12 protein-coding genes are annotated in these 15,892 nt (G+C 45.3%); 9 read left to right on the top strand and 3 right to left on the bottom strand.

Annotated elements, in window-relative coordinates; all coding sequences use genetic code 11:
* Window positions 1-107: 107 nt before the first annotated feature.
* Together rnr and rlmB are read left to right on the top strand one after the other, a co-directional pair.
* Complete coding sequence (gene rnr / locus DCO16_RS06705) at window positions 108-2,501, top strand: ribonuclease R (protein WP_173942933.1); 2,394 nt, start codon at window positions 108-110, stop codon at window positions 2,499-2,501.
* Window positions 2,502-2,565: 64 nt separating this feature from the next.
* Window positions 2,566-3,321: a 23S rRNA (guanosine(2251)-2'-O)-methyltransferase RlmB gene (gene rlmB / locus DCO16_RS06700; RefSeq protein ID WP_415836171.1), complete on the top strand. Its 756-nt coding sequence runs from the start codon at window positions 2,566-2,568 to the stop codon at window positions 3,319-3,321.
* Between the two features lie 24 nt (window positions 3,322-3,345).
* On the opposite strand, the gene tal is transcribed toward rlmB, so the two are convergent.
* Entirely contained in the window at window positions 3,346-4,320 is a 975-nt protein-coding gene (gene tal, locus DCO16_RS06695) for a transaldolase (protein WP_173942931.1), read from the bottom strand.
* Window positions 4,321-4,438: 118 nt separating this feature from the next.
* Here tal and rpiA point away from each other — a divergent pair, with 118 nt between their 5' ends.
* A complete protein-coding gene (gene rpiA / locus DCO16_RS06690) occupies window positions 4,439-5,152 on the top strand; it encodes a ribose-5-phosphate isomerase RpiA (RefSeq protein WP_173942930.1) in 714 nt (237 codons plus the stop codon).
* Window positions 5,153-5,378: 226 nt separating this feature from the next.
* On the opposite strand, the gene DCO16_RS06685 is transcribed toward rpiA, so the two are convergent.
* Both DCO16_RS06685 and argA read right to left on the bottom strand, forming a co-directional pair.
* Window positions 5,379-5,651 carry an oxidative damage protection protein gene (locus DCO16_RS06685; protein WP_173942929.1) on the bottom strand — a complete coding sequence of 91 codons (273 nt, stop codon included), beginning with the start codon at window positions 5,649-5,651 and terminating at the stop codon, window positions 5,379-5,381.
* Between the two features lie 49 nt (window positions 5,652-5,700).
* Window positions 5,701-7,065 carry an amino-acid N-acetyltransferase gene (gene argA, locus DCO16_RS06680; protein ID WP_173942928.1) on the bottom strand — a complete coding sequence of 455 codons (1,365 nt, stop codon included), beginning with the start codon at window positions 7,063-7,065 and terminating at the stop codon, window positions 5,701-5,703.
* A gap of 17 nt (window positions 7,066-7,082) precedes the next feature.
* Between argA and hrpA the strand changes: the two genes are divergently transcribed.
* The 6 genes from hrpA to DCO16_RS06650 are packed head-to-tail and all read left to right on the top strand — an operon-like array spanning window position 7,083 to window position 15,759.
* Window positions 7,083-11,174 (top strand): ATP-dependent RNA helicase HrpA, encoded by a 4,092-nt coding sequence (hrpA, locus tag DCO16_RS06675; RefSeq protein ID WP_173942927.1) that lies wholly within the window; start codon window positions 7,083-7,085, stop codon window positions 11,172-11,174.
* 60 nt (window positions 11,175-11,234) lie between these two features.
* Window positions 11,235-12,257 (top strand): YVTN family beta-propeller repeat protein, encoded by a 1,023-nt coding sequence (locus DCO16_RS06670; RefSeq protein ID WP_173942926.1) that lies wholly within the window; start codon window positions 11,235-11,237, stop codon window positions 12,255-12,257.
* Between the two features lie 9 nt (window positions 12,258-12,266).
* Window positions 12,267-13,037 carry a polysaccharide deacetylase family protein gene (locus tag DCO16_RS06665; protein ID WP_173942925.1) on the top strand — a complete coding sequence of 257 codons (771 nt, stop codon included), beginning with the start codon at window positions 12,267-12,269 and terminating at the stop codon, window positions 13,035-13,037.
* Between the two features lie 15 nt (window positions 13,038-13,052).
* The gene (locus tag DCO16_RS06660) at window positions 13,053-14,030 is read left to right on the top strand and encodes a sterol desaturase family protein (RefSeq protein ID WP_173942924.1); all 978 of its coding nucleotides are present in this window, start codon (window positions 13,053-13,055) and stop codon (window positions 14,028-14,030) included.
* Between the two features lie 15 nt (window positions 14,031-14,045).
* A complete protein-coding gene (locus DCO16_RS06655; RefSeq protein ID WP_254598007.1) occupies window positions 14,046-14,906 on the top strand; it encodes an EI24 domain-containing protein in 861 nt (286 codons plus the stop codon).
* Window positions 14,899-15,759, top strand: a complete 861-nt coding sequence (locus DCO16_RS06650; protein WP_173942923.1) for a competence/damage-inducible protein A — start codon at window positions 14,899-14,901, stop codon at window positions 15,757-15,759. The genes DCO16_RS06655 and DCO16_RS06650 overlap by 8 nt, the downstream gene beginning before the upstream one ends.
* Window positions 15,760-15,892 lie beyond the last annotated feature (133 nt).

Raw genomic sequence — 15,892 nt, 5'->3', positions numbered from 1 at the left:
TTTTAACCCCCGTTTGGCTTTTCACCCTTCAGACTTGATGGTTTGATACAGTAGCCACATTCAGAATATTGATCGTTTTATAAGGCAAATATTGCCGAAGGAATTAAATGCGTAAAGCAAAAGACTTGGTGCCACGAGAGGCTGACCGTTTAGGTACAGTCCAAGGTCACCGAGATGGATTTGGATTTGTGATCCCCGATGATGGCGGTGAAGATATTTTTCTTTCTGAAAGAGAAATGTCCCGTGTCATGCATAGTGATCGAGTGAGTGTCAGAGTATTAGGGACAGACCGTCGTGGCCGTCCTGAAGGTCAGATAGTTGAAGTAATTTTGCATGCCAATAAAGTGGTGATTGGACGCCTCTTAAATGAGAATGGCGTTCTCATTGTTGCTCCTGAAGATAAGCGAATTGGCCACGATATCTTGATGCCACCAAAAGGCCAAGGTAATGCCAAATTAGGTCAAGTCGTTAGTGTAGAAATTATTGATTACCCGGATAGCTATCGTCAGGCAGTAGGCCGTGTAGTGGAGGTCTTAGGGGAAATCGATGATCCTGGTATGGAAATTGAAATCGCCGTGCGTAAGTATGGCGTTCCTCATGTGTTCTCTGTTGCAGCCCAAAAAGAAGCCGATGCTTTGCCCGATACCGTTCAGCAATCCGATCTAGAGGGCCGGGTTGATTTACGGGATGTACCTTTAGTTACCATTGACGGTGCAGATGCACGTGATTTTGATGATGCGGTCTATTGTGAGCCTGTGATGTATGGCAAAGCGAAGGCTTGGCGACTGATTGTGGCAATTGCAGACGTATCGCATTACGTTAAGCCAGGTCATCCATTGGATGATGAAGGATTATTACGGGCTACTTCAGTGTATTTTCCGCGGCGAGTAATACCGATGCTGCCTGAGAAGATCTCGAATGGCTTGTGCTCCCTCAATCCAGGCGTAGATCGCCTTTGTATGGTGTGTGACTCGGTAGTGGATACCCATGGCGAAGTGCTTGCTTATCAACTCTATCCAGCGGTGATGCATTCTGCGCAACGCTTTACTTATGACGCTGTTTGGGAAGTCCTCTCTAATAGCAAGGGTCCTGAGGCTTCGCGTTTTGCAGAGCTCCGACCTTTATTAACAAACCTATATTCGCTCTATAAAATTTTGCTAGATGCACGCCAAAAACGGGGTGCTATTGAATTTGAAACAACTGAAACTCAAATTATTAGCAATGAGCTGGGTAAAATTCTGCGAATTGAGCCTCGCCTTCGCAATGATGCACATCGCTTAATTGAAGAGTGCATGTTGACTGCTAACGTCTGCGCTGCAGATTTTATTGATAAAAATAAGCATCTCAGTCTATACCGAGTGCATGGCGAGCCTTCAGAAGAAAAGCTCGCGACCTTGCGTCAGGTGCTCCGAACTTCTAGTCTGTCATTGGGGGGCGGCGACAAACCTAAACCTAAAGACTATTCCAAGTTAATGCGAGAAATTAAAGAGCGGCCCGATGCCAATATGTTGCAGACAGTTGTCTTACGTTCGATGCAGCAAGCAATGTACCAGCCGGATAACGAAGGCCACTTTGGTCTAGCTTACCCAGCGTATTCACATTTCACGAGTCCTATTCGCCGATATCCAGATCTCTTAACCCATCGTGTTATTAAGTCGATCTTAGCGAAGAAACCATATGTTCCTGTATTGCCACCAACAGTACCTTTAAATCTCACGCTACCTCGCAAAGGTAAGGGTCGTGAGAATGCGGTGAATGCGAAAAAATCACATCATGATGCAAAAGAGGCTAGTGCAAAAGGTACTCGATTACCTAAATTACCAAAAGGGGCAAACGCTGCACTGCCTATCTGGGGTCAACTAGGAGTTCATTGCTCTTCTAATGAGCGACGTGCTGATGAGGCATCCCGTGACGTTGAGGCTTGGTTAAAGTGCTATTACATGCGAGACCATCTCGGACAAGAATATGCGGGCTCTGTCACTGGGGTAGCATCCTTTGGTCTCTTTATACAACTGGAAAACCTATTTGTTGAAGGCATGGTTCATGTCACCGAGCTAGGGGGTGATTATTTTCAATACGATGAAGCGCGCCAAGAGCTGCGTGGAGAGAGAACAGGTATTCGTTATCGTTTAGGCGATCGTGTACACGTATTAGTTAGTCGAGTAGATCTTGATGCACGTAAGATCGAATTTAGCTTGGTCAAGTCTGTGGGCCTAGAGCCAGGTGGCACGACTAATCGTCGTCAAATTATCTTGGCAAGTGATACTGGTCGTCCCAACAAGAAGGCTGCGCCTAAAAAAGGCAGATCTGGAAGTAAGGAGCCTCAAAGACACAGTGGCGTCAATGTTAATGCTGCTAAATCTGCTGGTAACTTAGGTGCTAATCAGGCTAAAGGTAAAGCAACTAAATCTACCAAACCCAGTAAACCCACTAGATCTGCTGGAAAGCCTGCTGGCACCAAGCCGCCAGTTCGAAGCACGAATGCCGGAAGAAAAAAATGATCTTGAAGCCAGTGGCTAAGGCAAATTAAATTCAGAGCAAAGTTAGTTCAAAGATAAAGTGATTATGAAACAAATATTAGTAGGTTTTCATGCAGTGCAAGCACGCTTAAGAGTAGATCCTGTCAGTCTTAAATCGGTGTATTTTGATCCTAGTCGTCGGGATCGTCGTATGGGAGATTTTTTGAAGCAAGCCGAAGAAGTGCTCGGTGAGCGCTTGCATGCAGCAGATTCTGAGCGCCTACATAAGCTGGCAGGACATGATCGCCATCAAGGTGTCGTAGCGCTCGCGGACAAAATGACGGTTGCCCGCACCATTACGGAAGTTATTGAAGATGCTCAAAGCAATCAAAGCCAAGCGATGTTCTTGGTATTGGATGGCGTAACAGACCCTCATAACTTTGGCGCCTGCTTGCGAGTAGCTGATGGTGCTGGAGTAGATGCAGTAGTGATTCCAAAAGACCGTTCTGCGTCAATTAATGCTACTGTCAGTAAGGTCTCTAGCGGAGCTTCTGAAGTGATGCCCGTTATTACCGTCACTAACTTAGTGCGTAGTATGCGAGAGATGCAAGAGGCAGGTGTTTGGCTGATTGGTACTGATGATGAGGCAACAAAATCGATCTATGATATTGATTTGACGGGGCCAATCGGGATTGTGATGGGCGCCGAGGGTGAGGGCATGCGTCGCTTAACGCGTGAAACCTGTGACGAGCTCGTGCGCATTCCGATGCAAGGCGTTGTAGAAAGCTTAAATGTATCGGTTGCGAGCGGCGTCTGTTTGTATGAAGCCTTGCGTCAACGTTTAGCAAAAACTCCTAAGTAAATTCAATCTAAGTTAGGCGGTTTTTTAGCTTAAGAGGGCTTCTAATTTTTCTGTATCAATACAGAAGTTCCGAATTCCTTCAGCGAGCTTTTCTGTTGCCATGGCATCATTATTTAATTGCAATCTAAAGTGAGATTCATCTAGCTTGAGAGGTGCAATAGCCTCACTTGCCAATGCCGCCTTTGCATTATTGGCATCCAGTTTTTTTGTTATTGGATTGTTGCTGGCTTGAAGCTCGCCTAATAGCTCTGGACTGATGGTGAGTAAGTCGCAACCTGCGAGCTCCAGAATTTGAGTAGCACTCCTAAAGCTGGCACCCATAATTTCAGTGCTAATACCAAAATGTTTGTAATAGTGGAAGATCCGCTTAACAGATGTCACACCAGGGTCATTGGCTCCGCCGTTATCGATATCACTCCAGTTGCTACCCAGCTTTGCTTTGTACCAGTCAGTAATACGCCCTACAAATGGTGAAATCAGAGTGGCATGGACTGCGCCACAGGCAGCAGCCTGAACTAGTGAAAAGAGTAAGGTCATATTGCAATGAATGCCTTCTGCTTCCAATGCCTTAGCTGCCTGGATGCCTTCCCAAGTTCCAGCTAGCTTAATTAATATTCTTTGACGATCAATGCCATGAGATTCATATAGTGCAATCAGGTGCTTTGCTTTTAAAACAGTAGCTTGCGTATCAAATGAGAGGCGGGCATCCACTTCTGTGGAGACTCTGCCGGGAACGATTTTTAAAATCTCTAGGCCAAACGCCACCAGAATGTAATCCACTAAATCTACTGGCTTCATGCCGGGATGAGCCATTTTCACTTGTTTGACGAGTGCCTGGTAGTTCGTTTGCTGAGCCGCCTTCAAAATTAAGGATGGATTGGTCGTGGCATCTTGAGGCTGATACTCCTGCATTCGTTCAAAATCGCCGGTATCAGCCACGACGGTTGTAAGTTGCTTGAGTTGCTTGAGTTGGTTAGGCGCTGAGGTGTGAGATGTCATGAGGATCTTTGAGGCTATCGATAAATAAAAGACGATTGTTTAGGAGTATCTTTAGATATCATATGATAGATGTATTAATCATCGTCTTCCAGCAAAGATAAGGGCCTTAGGTCAGGATATGAACCAGGATCAGTTAAAACAGTTAGTGGGTGTAGCAGCCAAAGACGAAGTCCTTAAATTACCCGCAGGGCAGGTACTGGGTGTTGGTACGGGATCTACCGCTAATTGTTTTATTGATGCGCTGGCACCTTATAAGGCCCATTTTTCTGGGGCAGTATCTAGCTCGAATGCCACCACGGAGCGCTTGCTCAAACATGGTTTTAAGGTGCTTGACCCTAATGAGGTGAGTGTCTTGCCTGTTTATGTTGATGGCGCTGATGAAATTGATCCAGCCGGACATATGATTAAAGGTGGCGGTGGCGCTTTGACTCGTGAGAAGATCATTGCCTCAATGGCGCAGCAATTTATTTGCATTTGCGATGCTACCAAGCAGGTCCCCGTACTAGGTCACTTTGCCTTACCAGTTGAGATTATTCCCTTAGCCAGAGGCGTTGTCACGAGAGAGCTTGAGAGGCTAGGCGGTAAGGTGAGCTTACGTGCGACTAAAAGTATCCGCGCAGATTTAGATCAAACCCCAAGTGAACCTTTTGTAAGCGATAACGGTGGCTGGATTTTAGATGTTGCAGGTCTGCAGATTAGCCATCCACTAGCACTAGAGTCGCAGATCAATCAGATTGCTGGGGTGATTACGGTAGGTTTATTCGCTAAAGAAAAAGCCGATGTTCTGCTAGTGAGCAATGAATCTGGGATTAGCAGGATCGTATTCGAATAAAAAACCCGACGGGGATACAGTAGTAAGCCCATCGGGTTTGTTTGCCATGTCATGCATGGCTAGGACAAAAAGAAGGTATTTCGTTCCCCTTGTCCAATAAGCATAAAGATATGCTTATTAGGATTGGCTTACGCCAATGTAGTTAATCACTATTTCTGATCAACCACAACTCCATCCTATGCCTCTTATTTTGAATCGTCAATAGCGAAGACGTAAAAGAACTTTTTTACTCCGCAGGGGGCACATAGCCTTGTGCCACATCAGCGCCACCTTCAAAGAAGTATTTTTCTACTTGCTTGAGCAGGTACTGGCGTGCGCGAGGATCTGCCATATTGAGACGGTTTTCATTAATCAGCATGGTTTGGTGTTTTAACCAGGCTGCCCAAGCTTCCTTAGAAACTTGATTCCAAATTTTCTTGCCTAAGTCACCAGGCAATGGAGCAAAGTCCATGCCTTCGGATTCTTTATTGAGTTTGATACATTGAACCATGCGTGCCATCTGTAATACCTTTCAAATACGATTGAACTTCATTGCTAGTATAAATTTTTTACAGATCTTTAGTTAAGACCATTGACTTACGATCCCAGTTATAAATTTGCTTTCTTTCTTCTGGAAGATCCTCAACCGTTGCCCTTTTAAAGCCGCGCTTTAAAAACCAATGCTCCGTTCTGGTGGTTAAAACAAACAGCTTTTTAATACCTTCCTGCTTGGCTCGCATTTCAACACGCTTAAGCAGACGTTCCCCATCCCCTGAACCTTGGACATCCGGATCGACTGCTAAGCAGGCAAGCTCCCCAACCCCATTAGGGAATGGGAAGAGGGCAGCACAACCAAAAAGGACCTTGTCATGCTCAATTACGGAGAAACGCTGGATATCGCGCTCGATTACATCTTGGCCTCGCGCGGCGAGGATGCCATCTTCTTCAAGTGGACTAGTGAGCTGCAGAATTCCGCCGATGTCATCTTGGTTAGCTTCACGCAGATTCTCTATATCTGATGAAGCAAGCATCATGCCAATACCATCATGGGTAAATAGCTCTTCTAATAAGGCCCCATCTTGATTGCAAGGCAAGAAGTGCACCCGACTCACGCCAGCACGAATTGCTCTACCAGAGATATTGAGCAAGCCTTTCATACCGATATCTAATTGTGGATGCTTGACAATATGTTCTTGAAGCTGCGGCATCGATAATTCAGTAATGTAATCACCCTCATCATCTTTGAGTCCGGCATACTGACTTAAGAAGATTAGCTTGTCTGCTTTGAGGGCTGCAGCTGTAGAAGCCGCAACATCTTCAAAGGCTAAATTGAATGCTTGTCCAGTGGGAGAAAATCCCAGCGGAGAGAGCAAAACAATCTTATTACTATCAAGCGATTGTCTAATTGAAGATGAGTCGACTTTACGAACGAGGCCCGTGTGAATGTAATCGACACCCTCAACTACACCCACTGGCATAGCGGTAATAAAGTTCCCTGAGATTACAGAAATGCGCGATCCTGCCATTGGTGTATTTGGTAAGCCACGACTAAAGGCCGCCTCAATATCAAGACGCAATTCACCTGCAGCTTCTTTAACGCACTCAAGAGCTGCAGCATCGGTAATACGATAGCTGTGCAGAGCGCTTTTTCCAAACTTACTCTTGATATTGCGCAGGCTTAATTGCTCTTCAATCTGGGGGCGAATACCGTGAACCAGCACAATACGCATGCCCATGGCATGGAGCATCGCAATATCTTCAATGAGATTTTCTAGGCCAATTTCTAAGGCGAGCTCACCAGCAAAGGCAATGACAAATGTCTTTTCGCGGAAGCTATGAATATAGGGCGCAACATCACGCAGCCACCCTACAAAAGGAAAGTTAGAGCTTGATTCTTCGGCGTTTGAGCCGGGGTTTGGTGCATTTGTTGGCATAGTGAGAAAATTATAGGGTGCAAGAGCCCATAAACCAACAAAAACCCAAAGCAAGCCCGATTGCTGTGCCTGGTTCCAACACCTTGCGGCGCCTAGAGATTCGCTTTCCGGAGGAGTTGCCCGTATCTGGTCAACGCCAAATCATCAAAGATGCCTTGAACTCTCACCAGGTGATCATTGTCTGTGGGGAGACAGGTTCAGGCAAAACAACCCAGCTGCCCAAGATCTGCTTAGACCTCGGTAGGGGCACCATGAATGGTGGGCACTTGATCGGGCACACACAACCCCGCCGGATTGCTGCAACAGCCACTGCTAAGCGTATCGCGCAAGAGCTGGGAACGCCAATTGGTCAGGATGTCGGCTATCAGATCCGCTTTGCCGACAAGACCAGTCAAGGTGCTTCTATCAAACTCATGACAGATGGTATTTTGCTGGCAGAGACCCAGCGCGATCCTCAACTACGCGCTTATGACACCCTCATTATTGATGAGGCCCATGAACGTAGTCTTAATATTGACTTTCTGTTGGGTTATCTCAGGCAGTTGCTCCCAAAGCGTCCAGACTTAAAGCTCATTATTACCTCGGCCACCATAGATGCCCAACGATTTTCTGATCACTTTACGATCGGTGGCAAGCTTGCCCCAGTCATTGAGGTTAGCGGTAGGCTCTTTCCGGTTGAGCAGCGATATATCTCATTGGAGCCCGAGGCTCGAGCCGATGCCAAGTCTGACGGTAAAAAACCATCTAAGGAAGCAAAAGAAATTCCTGATGCAGTGACTGAGGCGATTGCCAATGTCTGGCGAGAGGGCGCTTCTGGTGCCGGGGATGTTTTAGTGTTTTTGCCAGGAGAGCGTGAGATTCGGGATTGTGCTGAAGCACTCAGAAAAGACCATGTACTCCAACAACGATTTCATCCAGAGATATTAAGTCTATTTGCTCGTCAGTCGGTAGCGGAGCAAGAGCGTGTTTTTAGTCCTGGAAATGGCCGTCGCATCATTCTCACGACAAACGTTGCTGAAACTTCATTAACGGTACCCAATATTCGTTATGTGGTTGATAGTGGCTTGGCGCGGGTCAAGCGTTATTCATACCGTAACAAAGTAGAGCAGTTACAAATTGAGCCGATTTCACAAGCAGCAGCCAATCAGCGTGCAGGTCGATGTGGCCGAGTATCCGATGGTATTTGTATTCGGCTTTTTAGTGAGCAGGATTATCTCAGTCGTCCTAAATTCACTGATCCTGAAATTCTCCGAAGTTCCTTAGCGGCGGTACTTTTACGTATGAGCGCACTGCGTTTACCCAGAATTCAAGAATTTCCATTTATAGATAAACCACTGGGTCGTGCGATTGCAGATGGGGTGCAACTCTTAGATGAGTTAGGAGCGATTGAGTATGACGAGGTTTTGACTGCAGAAAGTCAAGATAGTAATCGACGATTTAAGTTGACCCTTATCGGCAAGCAATTGGCAGACCTACCCTTAGATCCTCGTATTGGCCGTATGCTTTTGGCAGCCAAAGAACACCATGCCTTGCGTGAGGTGACCATTATTGCTTCGGCCTTAGCTACTCAAGATCCTCGTGAGCGACCGATGGATCAGGCTGCAGCTGCAGATCAAGCGCACTTACAGTTTGCTGATGAACGCTCAGAATTTTTAAGCTTTGTAAAACTGTGGGACTGGTATCACGATGCTTTACGTCATAAAAGCAGTAATCGTCAATTAGAAAATCTTTGTCGCAGTAAGTTTTTATCTCCTCGACGTTTACGTGAATGGCGAGATATTCATGGGCAGCTACATACGATGTTGGGAGAAAAGGATTGGAAAGAAAACCCTTCGTCCGCAACCTATGAGCAAGTGCATTTATCTTTACTTACAGGCTTATTGGGATATGTCGCCAAAAAAGAAGAGGATGAAAAATCTCAAGAGCGCGGCAGCAAGACGGGAAGCTATATCGGCGCTCGCGGTATTCGGCCGTTTATTTGGCCGGGATCAACCATAGGCAAAAAAGCAGGTGCCTGGATTTTGGCAGGTGAGCTTCAAGAAACAAACCGAATGTATGCCCGCACGATTGCCAAGATTGAGCCTCAATGGGTGGAAAAAGTAGCGGCGCATCGCCTGATCACTTCCTTAAGTGACCCATTTTGGGATAGTCGCCAAGGTGAGGTAATGATTTTTGAGCGCGGCACCCTGTATGGATTACCCATCTATCATGGCCGCCGTGTTCGTTTTGAGCCTCATAATCCCTCTGAGGCGCGCGCACTCTTCATTAGCCAAGCCCTAGTGCAAGAGGGCATGTTTGGTCGCATGGATACGCCAGCCCTGATGCGGGAGACTGAGGCAGATGCCCGCAAACAATACCCTGGTAGTTTTGAATTCTTCTGGCATAACCGTCGGCTAATTAAAGAAATTGAAGCGCTCGAACATCGCTCTAGGCGCCCAGATGTATTGGTGGATGACGACTTGTTATTTGCTTTTTATGATTCACGTATTCCGCAAGATGTGCTCAGTAGAGACAGTCTAAAGGCGTGGTTAAAGCGCCCTGCGAAAAAAGAGGGTGATGACGCTATTAATCATGATGCTCAACTCCGTTTATCTAAAGCGGATTTAATGCGACATGAAGCAGCGGGTATTACAGTAGATCGTTATCCAAAAATCATACGATTTGGCGCCGGTGACCTAAGTTTGACTTATCACTTTGAACCAGGTAGCCCAAAGGATGGCGTGACGCTAGTGGTTCCTCTAACCTTACTAAATCAGGTAGATGGCCGTCGTTGTGAATGGCTTGTACCTGGAATGTGTGAGGAAAAAATACTCCTCCTCCTAAAGACGCTTCCTCAAAAACTACGCCGTCATTGTGTACCTTTGCCGGAATACGCAAAGGCTTTCTTAGATCGTATGCTGGATGCAGGTCAATTTGGTCAAGGTGACTTTTTAGATAGTCTGATTACTGATATCCGCAAAGAGCGTGGCTTAGAAATCAAGCGAGCAGATTTTAGGCCAGAAGCCTTACCACTGCATTCCTCCATGAATTTTCGTTTAGTGGATGAGCATGGTCGACAACTGGAGCTAGAGCGTAATTTAAGTCGCTTACGAGCAGAGTATGGTGAGCAGGCGCGGACTGCATTTCAGGCAATTGCTCAACAGGCTGTTCATGAAGAGCTAGGTATCGACACCCCAGCGGTGCCACTTGGTACTGTTGTTAACAAGGCTATCCCCACTTCAGCCGCTACCAGTCCGATAGAGCAGGGCGGTTTTCGAAGTTGGGAGTTTGGTGAGTTGCCGGAGACTTTAGAAATTCAAAAAGGAAGCCGCACTTTGTTTGGCTACCCCGCCTTGGTTGACCGCGGTGACACATGTGATCTCGAGGTATTTGATGATTTATTAGAAGCAAGAAAATACCATTGGCAAGGACTACGTCGTCTTTTTGCTTTGTCGAATAAAGACACTTTAAAAGCCTTGCAAAAACAGCTTCCAGGCATACGTGAGCTGGGTCTGCTTTTTATTAATATTGGCTCAGTAGAGGCGCTTATCGAACAAATTCTGGATCTTGCCCTGGAGCGTGCTTTTATGTCTGACCCCTTGCCGGTCAACGCAGAACAATTTTCCGATCGCTTGCAGGCTGGAAAACCTGGATTGGCTTTAATTGCTCAGGAGATTGCCAAACATGCCCTGGCGGCGCTACAAGCCTATGCTGATTTACAAAAAAAGCTTGCTCAAGCAAAAGCTGCCTCGCCAAGCGCGTATGCAGATATTCAGTCACAAGTACAGGGATTGATTTTTCCTAAATTGATTTCTGGTATTCCATATGGCCAGCTAGTCCATTTGCCTCGCTACCTCAAGGCGATTGCTTTGAGGATCGATAAGTTACGGTCTAATCCTGTCCGCGATGCCCAATGTCAAAAAGATTGGGAGTCAGTGGCAAGGCCATGGCAAAAACTGATTCAAAATAGCCAGGGGAGTCATGGCTACATAGTAAATAATGATGAGCCCTTGCAGGAATTTCGTTGGCAGCTTGAGGAGTTAAGGGTTGCTCTTTATGCCCAAGAATTGAAGACGCCTACCCCGATGTCCCTCAAACGACTTGAAAAAGTCTTATCTAGCTTGAGATAAGACAAATTCCCCCTGATTCTAAGGACATGCAGTCACCCCTGAATGCTTACAATAAGAGATATGTATACATTTAAAGATTATTCAAACTTAAGCACTCCTTCAGCCCTAATAACAGCGACCTACTTGGCCCTATTGGGGGCTAGCGCAGTGCAAGCTGCCCCCGATCTAAAGACAGAGCCTAAGTTAGCGATTGTGCTTAATTCAGGTGAAGCTTCCGTTAGCTTGATCGATATGCCTACTCGAACAGTGATTAAGACGGTTCCAGTTGGTAAAGAGCCACACCACTTAATGATGACCTCAGATAAGAAGACCTTATTAGTTGCCAATGCCGTCAGCAATGACATTGACCTCATGAGTCCCACCACGGGTGAATTAACTGGAAAAATTCCCAACATTATTGATCCGTACCATATTGGTTATTCACCCAACCATAAATGGTTTGTTGCAAATGGTAACCGTCTGGATAGAGTAGATGTCTATCACGCTCAAGGTACTGATCTAAAATTGGCTAAGACTATTAAGCTTGGTAAGACGCCAAGTCATATTGCTTTTACGGCCGATAGCAAAATAGCATTTGTCACCCTGCAAGACTCAAATGACTTTGCTGCAATAGATCTAGAAACTCAGACTGTGCTGTGGAAAATGCCCACAGGCAAAATGCCGGCTGGATTATGGATGACGCCAGGTGATCAATATCTGCTGATTGGAAATACAGGTGAAGATTTTGTACAAGTGATTGATTGGAGAAATCGTAAAGAGATTAAGCGTATTGTTACAGGCAAGGGGGCGCATAATTTTCGTCCACTAGGTGATAAGAAGCATGTCTTCCTAAGTAATCGGGTAGCCGCAACGATTAGTATGTTGAATATGCAAACCCTAGAAAAGGTGGGTGATATTACGGGCTTGCCTGCAGGACCAGATGATATGGAGGTCACGCCTGATGGAAAAACTTTGTGGGTGACTTTACGTTTTGCGAAAAAAGTAGGCGTGATTGATATTCCTTCTTTGAAATTAGTGACGGTTATTCCCGTTGGAAAATCTCCGCATGGTGTTTTCTTTACTCCATCAGCTGCTTGGGAGTAGTCAGAGCGCATGCACTTCAATGCCTTTTTTATTCAATTGCTGGGTTTTGTCGTTTTATGCATCATCCCTAGCTTGGTATTGGCACAAGAAGCCCGTTGTACCAAAACGGTCTATTTGAGTTTCGATACCGGCAACATGGCTGTTGCACAAACTGTTGCTGACATCTTAAATCGGCAGAAAGTGAAAGCGACATTTTTTCTTGCGAATGAAAAAACTACCCAGGGTGACTTTTCATTAGATGATTCGTGGAAAGGCTATTGGCAAGATCGACTCCGCGAAGGTCATCATTTCGGTAGCCATACCTATGATCATGTCTATTTCGTAAAAGATGGCCCTGTAGGTGAGGTCTATGCAAAACCACAGTTTGGCCCTAAAGCAGGCGTAAGCTCTTTGTATAACGAAGCAAGTTACTGCCGGGAAATTCGTAGGGTAGATGATCGTTTTAAAGAGCTGACAGGCTCATCCTTGCAAAAAATTTGGCGAGCACCTGGTGGCAAAACTTCACCCCGTTTAATCAATATGGGCAAGCAATGCTCTTATCAACATATCGGCTGGAATCTAGCAGGCTTTTTGGGGGATGAGCTGAGCTCTCAAACTCACCCCAATCAGAGGTTACTGGAGGAGGCCAGCGCTAAGATTCAGGATGGGGATATTGCCATGGCGCACCTTGGGATTTGGTCTAGAAAAGATCCATGGGCTCCCGCAGTTTTGGAGCCACTCATTATCAACTTAAAAAACCGTGGGTTTTGCTTCGCCACTCTGCCTAAACAAGATAAATAAGTCACAATAAAGGCTATGGAGTTTAATTCTGTCACTTCCTTCATCTCCGCTGCATATGCTAGCGTTCAAGAGTTCTTGTACGCGCATCTTGTGGAGCCGATGTTGTATCAGTTTAATTTAATGCCATGGGCAGAAGATGTCTTTGATGGAATGGACTGGTTCTTGCTCGGCTGTATCCAGATTTTTCTGATTGTTATTGTGCTGCGTAATTGGGAGAAATTGGCGCCAGCTGAAGTGCAAGAGAATGTAGGAAAATCTTCTAAAGCAGATATCTTTTATACGCTATTTCATCGATTAGGTATTTTTCACGGCATATTCTTCATTGTTCTATCTGGATTCTTCTTTCAGATGGATGCACTCTTACACGACTTCCGTTTTAGTCGATTAAACGTAGAGTCTTGGTATCCGCCATTGACTGCTATTCCTCTAATTAGTTTTTGTATTTACTTAGTTTTGCTTGATTTTGTGGAGTATCTCTATCATCGAGCTTCACACCTATTTAATTGGTGGTGGCAGTTGCATGCTCTTCACCATAGCCAGACAGTGATGACGGCATGGTCCGATGATCGGAATCATATTGTTGATGACATCTTGCACGCGGCAGTATTTTCTCTCTTTGCATTACTGTTTGGCGTATCGCCAGGTCAATTCATCTTGCTGGTAGTACTCAGCCAACTCATACAAAGCTGGCAGCATTCAAACATCAAGGTACACCTTGGCCTCTTTCAATATCTTTTAGTTTCACCGCTATTTCATCGTATGCATCATGCAGTAGGCTATGGTCACGAAGCAAAAGGTAAGCCTGGAGTGTTAGGGGGCTGTAATTTTGGTGTACTGTTTCCTTGGTGGGACATGTTGTTAAAGACGGCTATTTTTTCTAAAGAAGTTCATCCCACTGGCGTACGAGACTTATCTTTTTCTCATCAAATATTTGTGCAGCAGTGGCAAAGTTTGAAGCATGCTGTACGCGTGCTTTTTCCAAACTATAAATAGGAATATCTGGATAGCATGCAGCAAGTCATCAAAGCATTTGGCTTAGCGCTGATTGGTACGATGCATCCAAAAATGCTTTGGTTAAGCTTACGTCCATTTTTGCTAGTGTCCATTTTGTGGGGCTGTTTCATTTGGCTGACCTGGACACCAGCATTAGAAATGCTCAGTATTTTTTTAACCACTTCTATTTTTACTAGCTGGATTCAGGAGGGGTTAATTTGGGCGGGCTTTGAAAATGCCCGTGCCTGGATTGCACCCCTCTTTTTTGTCATGCTACTTATTCCTATTATTGCCATTAGCCTTTTGGTACTCATCGCCTTTACTACTGTGCCTGCGATTATTAGAAGAGTTACCAGGCAGCATACTTATCAGGACCTAGATAAGAAAAATGGTGGAGGATTTTTTGGCAGCGTGGTGTATACATTATGGTCAGTATTGATTTGTTTGGCGTTGGTGATGTTGACGCTGCCAGTTTGGTGGGTGCCTCCGTTTGTAGCTATTTTGCCGCCTTTACTGTGGGGTTGGCTGACAATGCGTTTAATGTCTTATGACGTATTAGCTCAGCACGCAAGTGCTGAAGAGCGTGATATTTTGCTGTTGAAATATCGTTGGCCCTTACTCGCAATGGGCATTTTTTCTGGCATGCTTGGTGCAGTACCCACTTTTTTCTGGGCAACCTCTGCCTTAGCGCTGGTGCTATTTCCAATTGTGAGTTTTGTTGCCTTGTGGGTTTACTCTATTATTTTTGTTTTTGCAGCACTCTGGTTTGCCCATTTCTTATTACAAGCTCTAAAAGATTTACGAGCGCAAGAGTTGGAGAATTCTTTAAATATTGAAGCGCGGGTAATTGATGGGGAATTTTTGAATCATGGCTGATGAAGTGATACGAGGGAGTCTTGATTCATCCGAGCTAAAGCCGCCTCGGTTCGGCTTAATTGTGATTGGTGATGAAATTCTTTCTGGACGTCGTCAAGATAAGCATCTCAGTAAATTGATTGAGCTCTTAAATGAACGTGGTTTGAGTCTATCTTGGGCAAAGTATGTTGCAGATGACCCAGCACAAATTACGGCTACCTTAAAAGAAAGCTTTGCCAGTGGCGATGTGGTGTTTAGTACGGGTGGGATTGGTACTACTCCCGACGATCACACTCGCAAATGTGCCGCGCTAGCTTTGGGTACAAAAACTGAACTACATCCTCAGGCTCAAGAGCTGATAGCAGGCCGTATTCGATCGATGGCAGATGGCGATCCTGTTAAAGCTAATCTGAATTCTCCAGAAAATCAACATCGTTTCAAGATGGGTGAATTTCCATTGGGCAGTGAAATTATTCCTAACCCGTATAACCAAATTCCGGGCTTTCGTATTCAAGAACATTATTTTTTGCCAGGATTTCCAGTCATGGCTGCTCCCATGATGGCTTGGTGTTTGGATACTCTCTACAAAGAGTATTTTCATCAAGAGGATTGGCGAGAGAAAAGTTTTATTGTCCCCAAAGGAGTTGAATCTACTTTGACGCCATTGATGGAGCAGATTGAAACAATTCACCCTGGCATCAAAGTGTTTAGTTTGCCTTCGGTGGGTGACTCTAATAAAGGGGGCGTCTATGCTGATCGCCATATTGAACTTGGGGTTAAGGGAATCGCTCATCTTTTAGAGCCTGCATGGATTGCATTGCGTCATGGCACAGAAGCCTTAGGTTATAAAATTCATGACATTTCCCACTTATAAAAGCACTACTTTGGTGCAAAATTAGCCTTTTTTGATATTTCTTCTCTTATTTCGGCACTTAAACAGTGCAATAATGATCTCTCCCATTTGTTTGCTTCAGTAAATTAGACACATCCCAAGGGCATGTTTGATG

Origin of the sequence: Polynucleobacter antarcticus, assembly GCF_013307245.1 — a bacterium.
In the GTDB taxonomy this organism is placed as follows: Bacteria; Pseudomonadota; Gammaproteobacteria; order Burkholderiales; family Burkholderiaceae; genus Polynucleobacter; species Polynucleobacter antarcticus.
This window is presented reverse-complemented; position numbering and strand designations above follow the sequence as displayed.

Coding starts and splice junctions, on each gene's coding strand:
- rnr (WP_173942933.1), top strand. CDS start 108: ATGCGTAAAGCAAAAGACTTGGTGCCACGAGAGGCTGACCGTTTAGGT.
- DCO16_RS06660 (WP_173942924.1), top strand. CDS start 13,053: ATGGAGTTTAATTCTGTCACTTCCTTCATCTCCGCTGCATATGCTAGC.
- DCO16_RS06665 (WP_173942925.1), top strand. CDS start 12,267: ATGCACTTCAATGCCTTTTTTATTCAATTGCTGGGTTTTGTCGTTTTA.
- DCO16_RS06670 (WP_173942926.1), top strand. CDS start 11,235: ATGTATACATTTAAAGATTATTCAAACTTAAGCACTCCTTCAGCCCTA.
- rpiA (WP_173942930.1), top strand. CDS start 4,439: ATGAACCAGGATCAGTTAAAACAGTTAGTGGGTGTAGCAGCCAAAGAC.
- argA (WP_173942928.1), bottom strand. CDS start 7,065: ATGCCAACAAATGCACCAAACCCCGGCTCAAACGCCGAAGAATCAAGC.
- tal (WP_173942931.1), bottom strand. CDS start 4,320: ATGACATCTCACACCTCAGCGCCTAACCAACTCAAGCAACTCAAGCAA.
- DCO16_RS06655 (WP_254598007.1), top strand. CDS start 14,046: ATGCAGCAAGTCATCAAAGCATTTGGCTTAGCGCTGATTGGTACGATG.
- rlmB (WP_415836171.1), top strand. CDS start 2,566: ATGAAACAAATATTAGTAGGTTTTCATGCAGTGCAAGCACGCTTAAGA.
- DCO16_RS06650 (WP_173942923.1), top strand. CDS start 14,899: ATGGCTGATGAAGTGATACGAGGGAGTCTTGATTCATCCGAGCTAAAG.
- DCO16_RS06685 (WP_173942929.1), bottom strand. CDS start 5,651: ATGGCACGCATGGTTCAATGTATCAAACTCAATAAAGAATCCGAAGGC.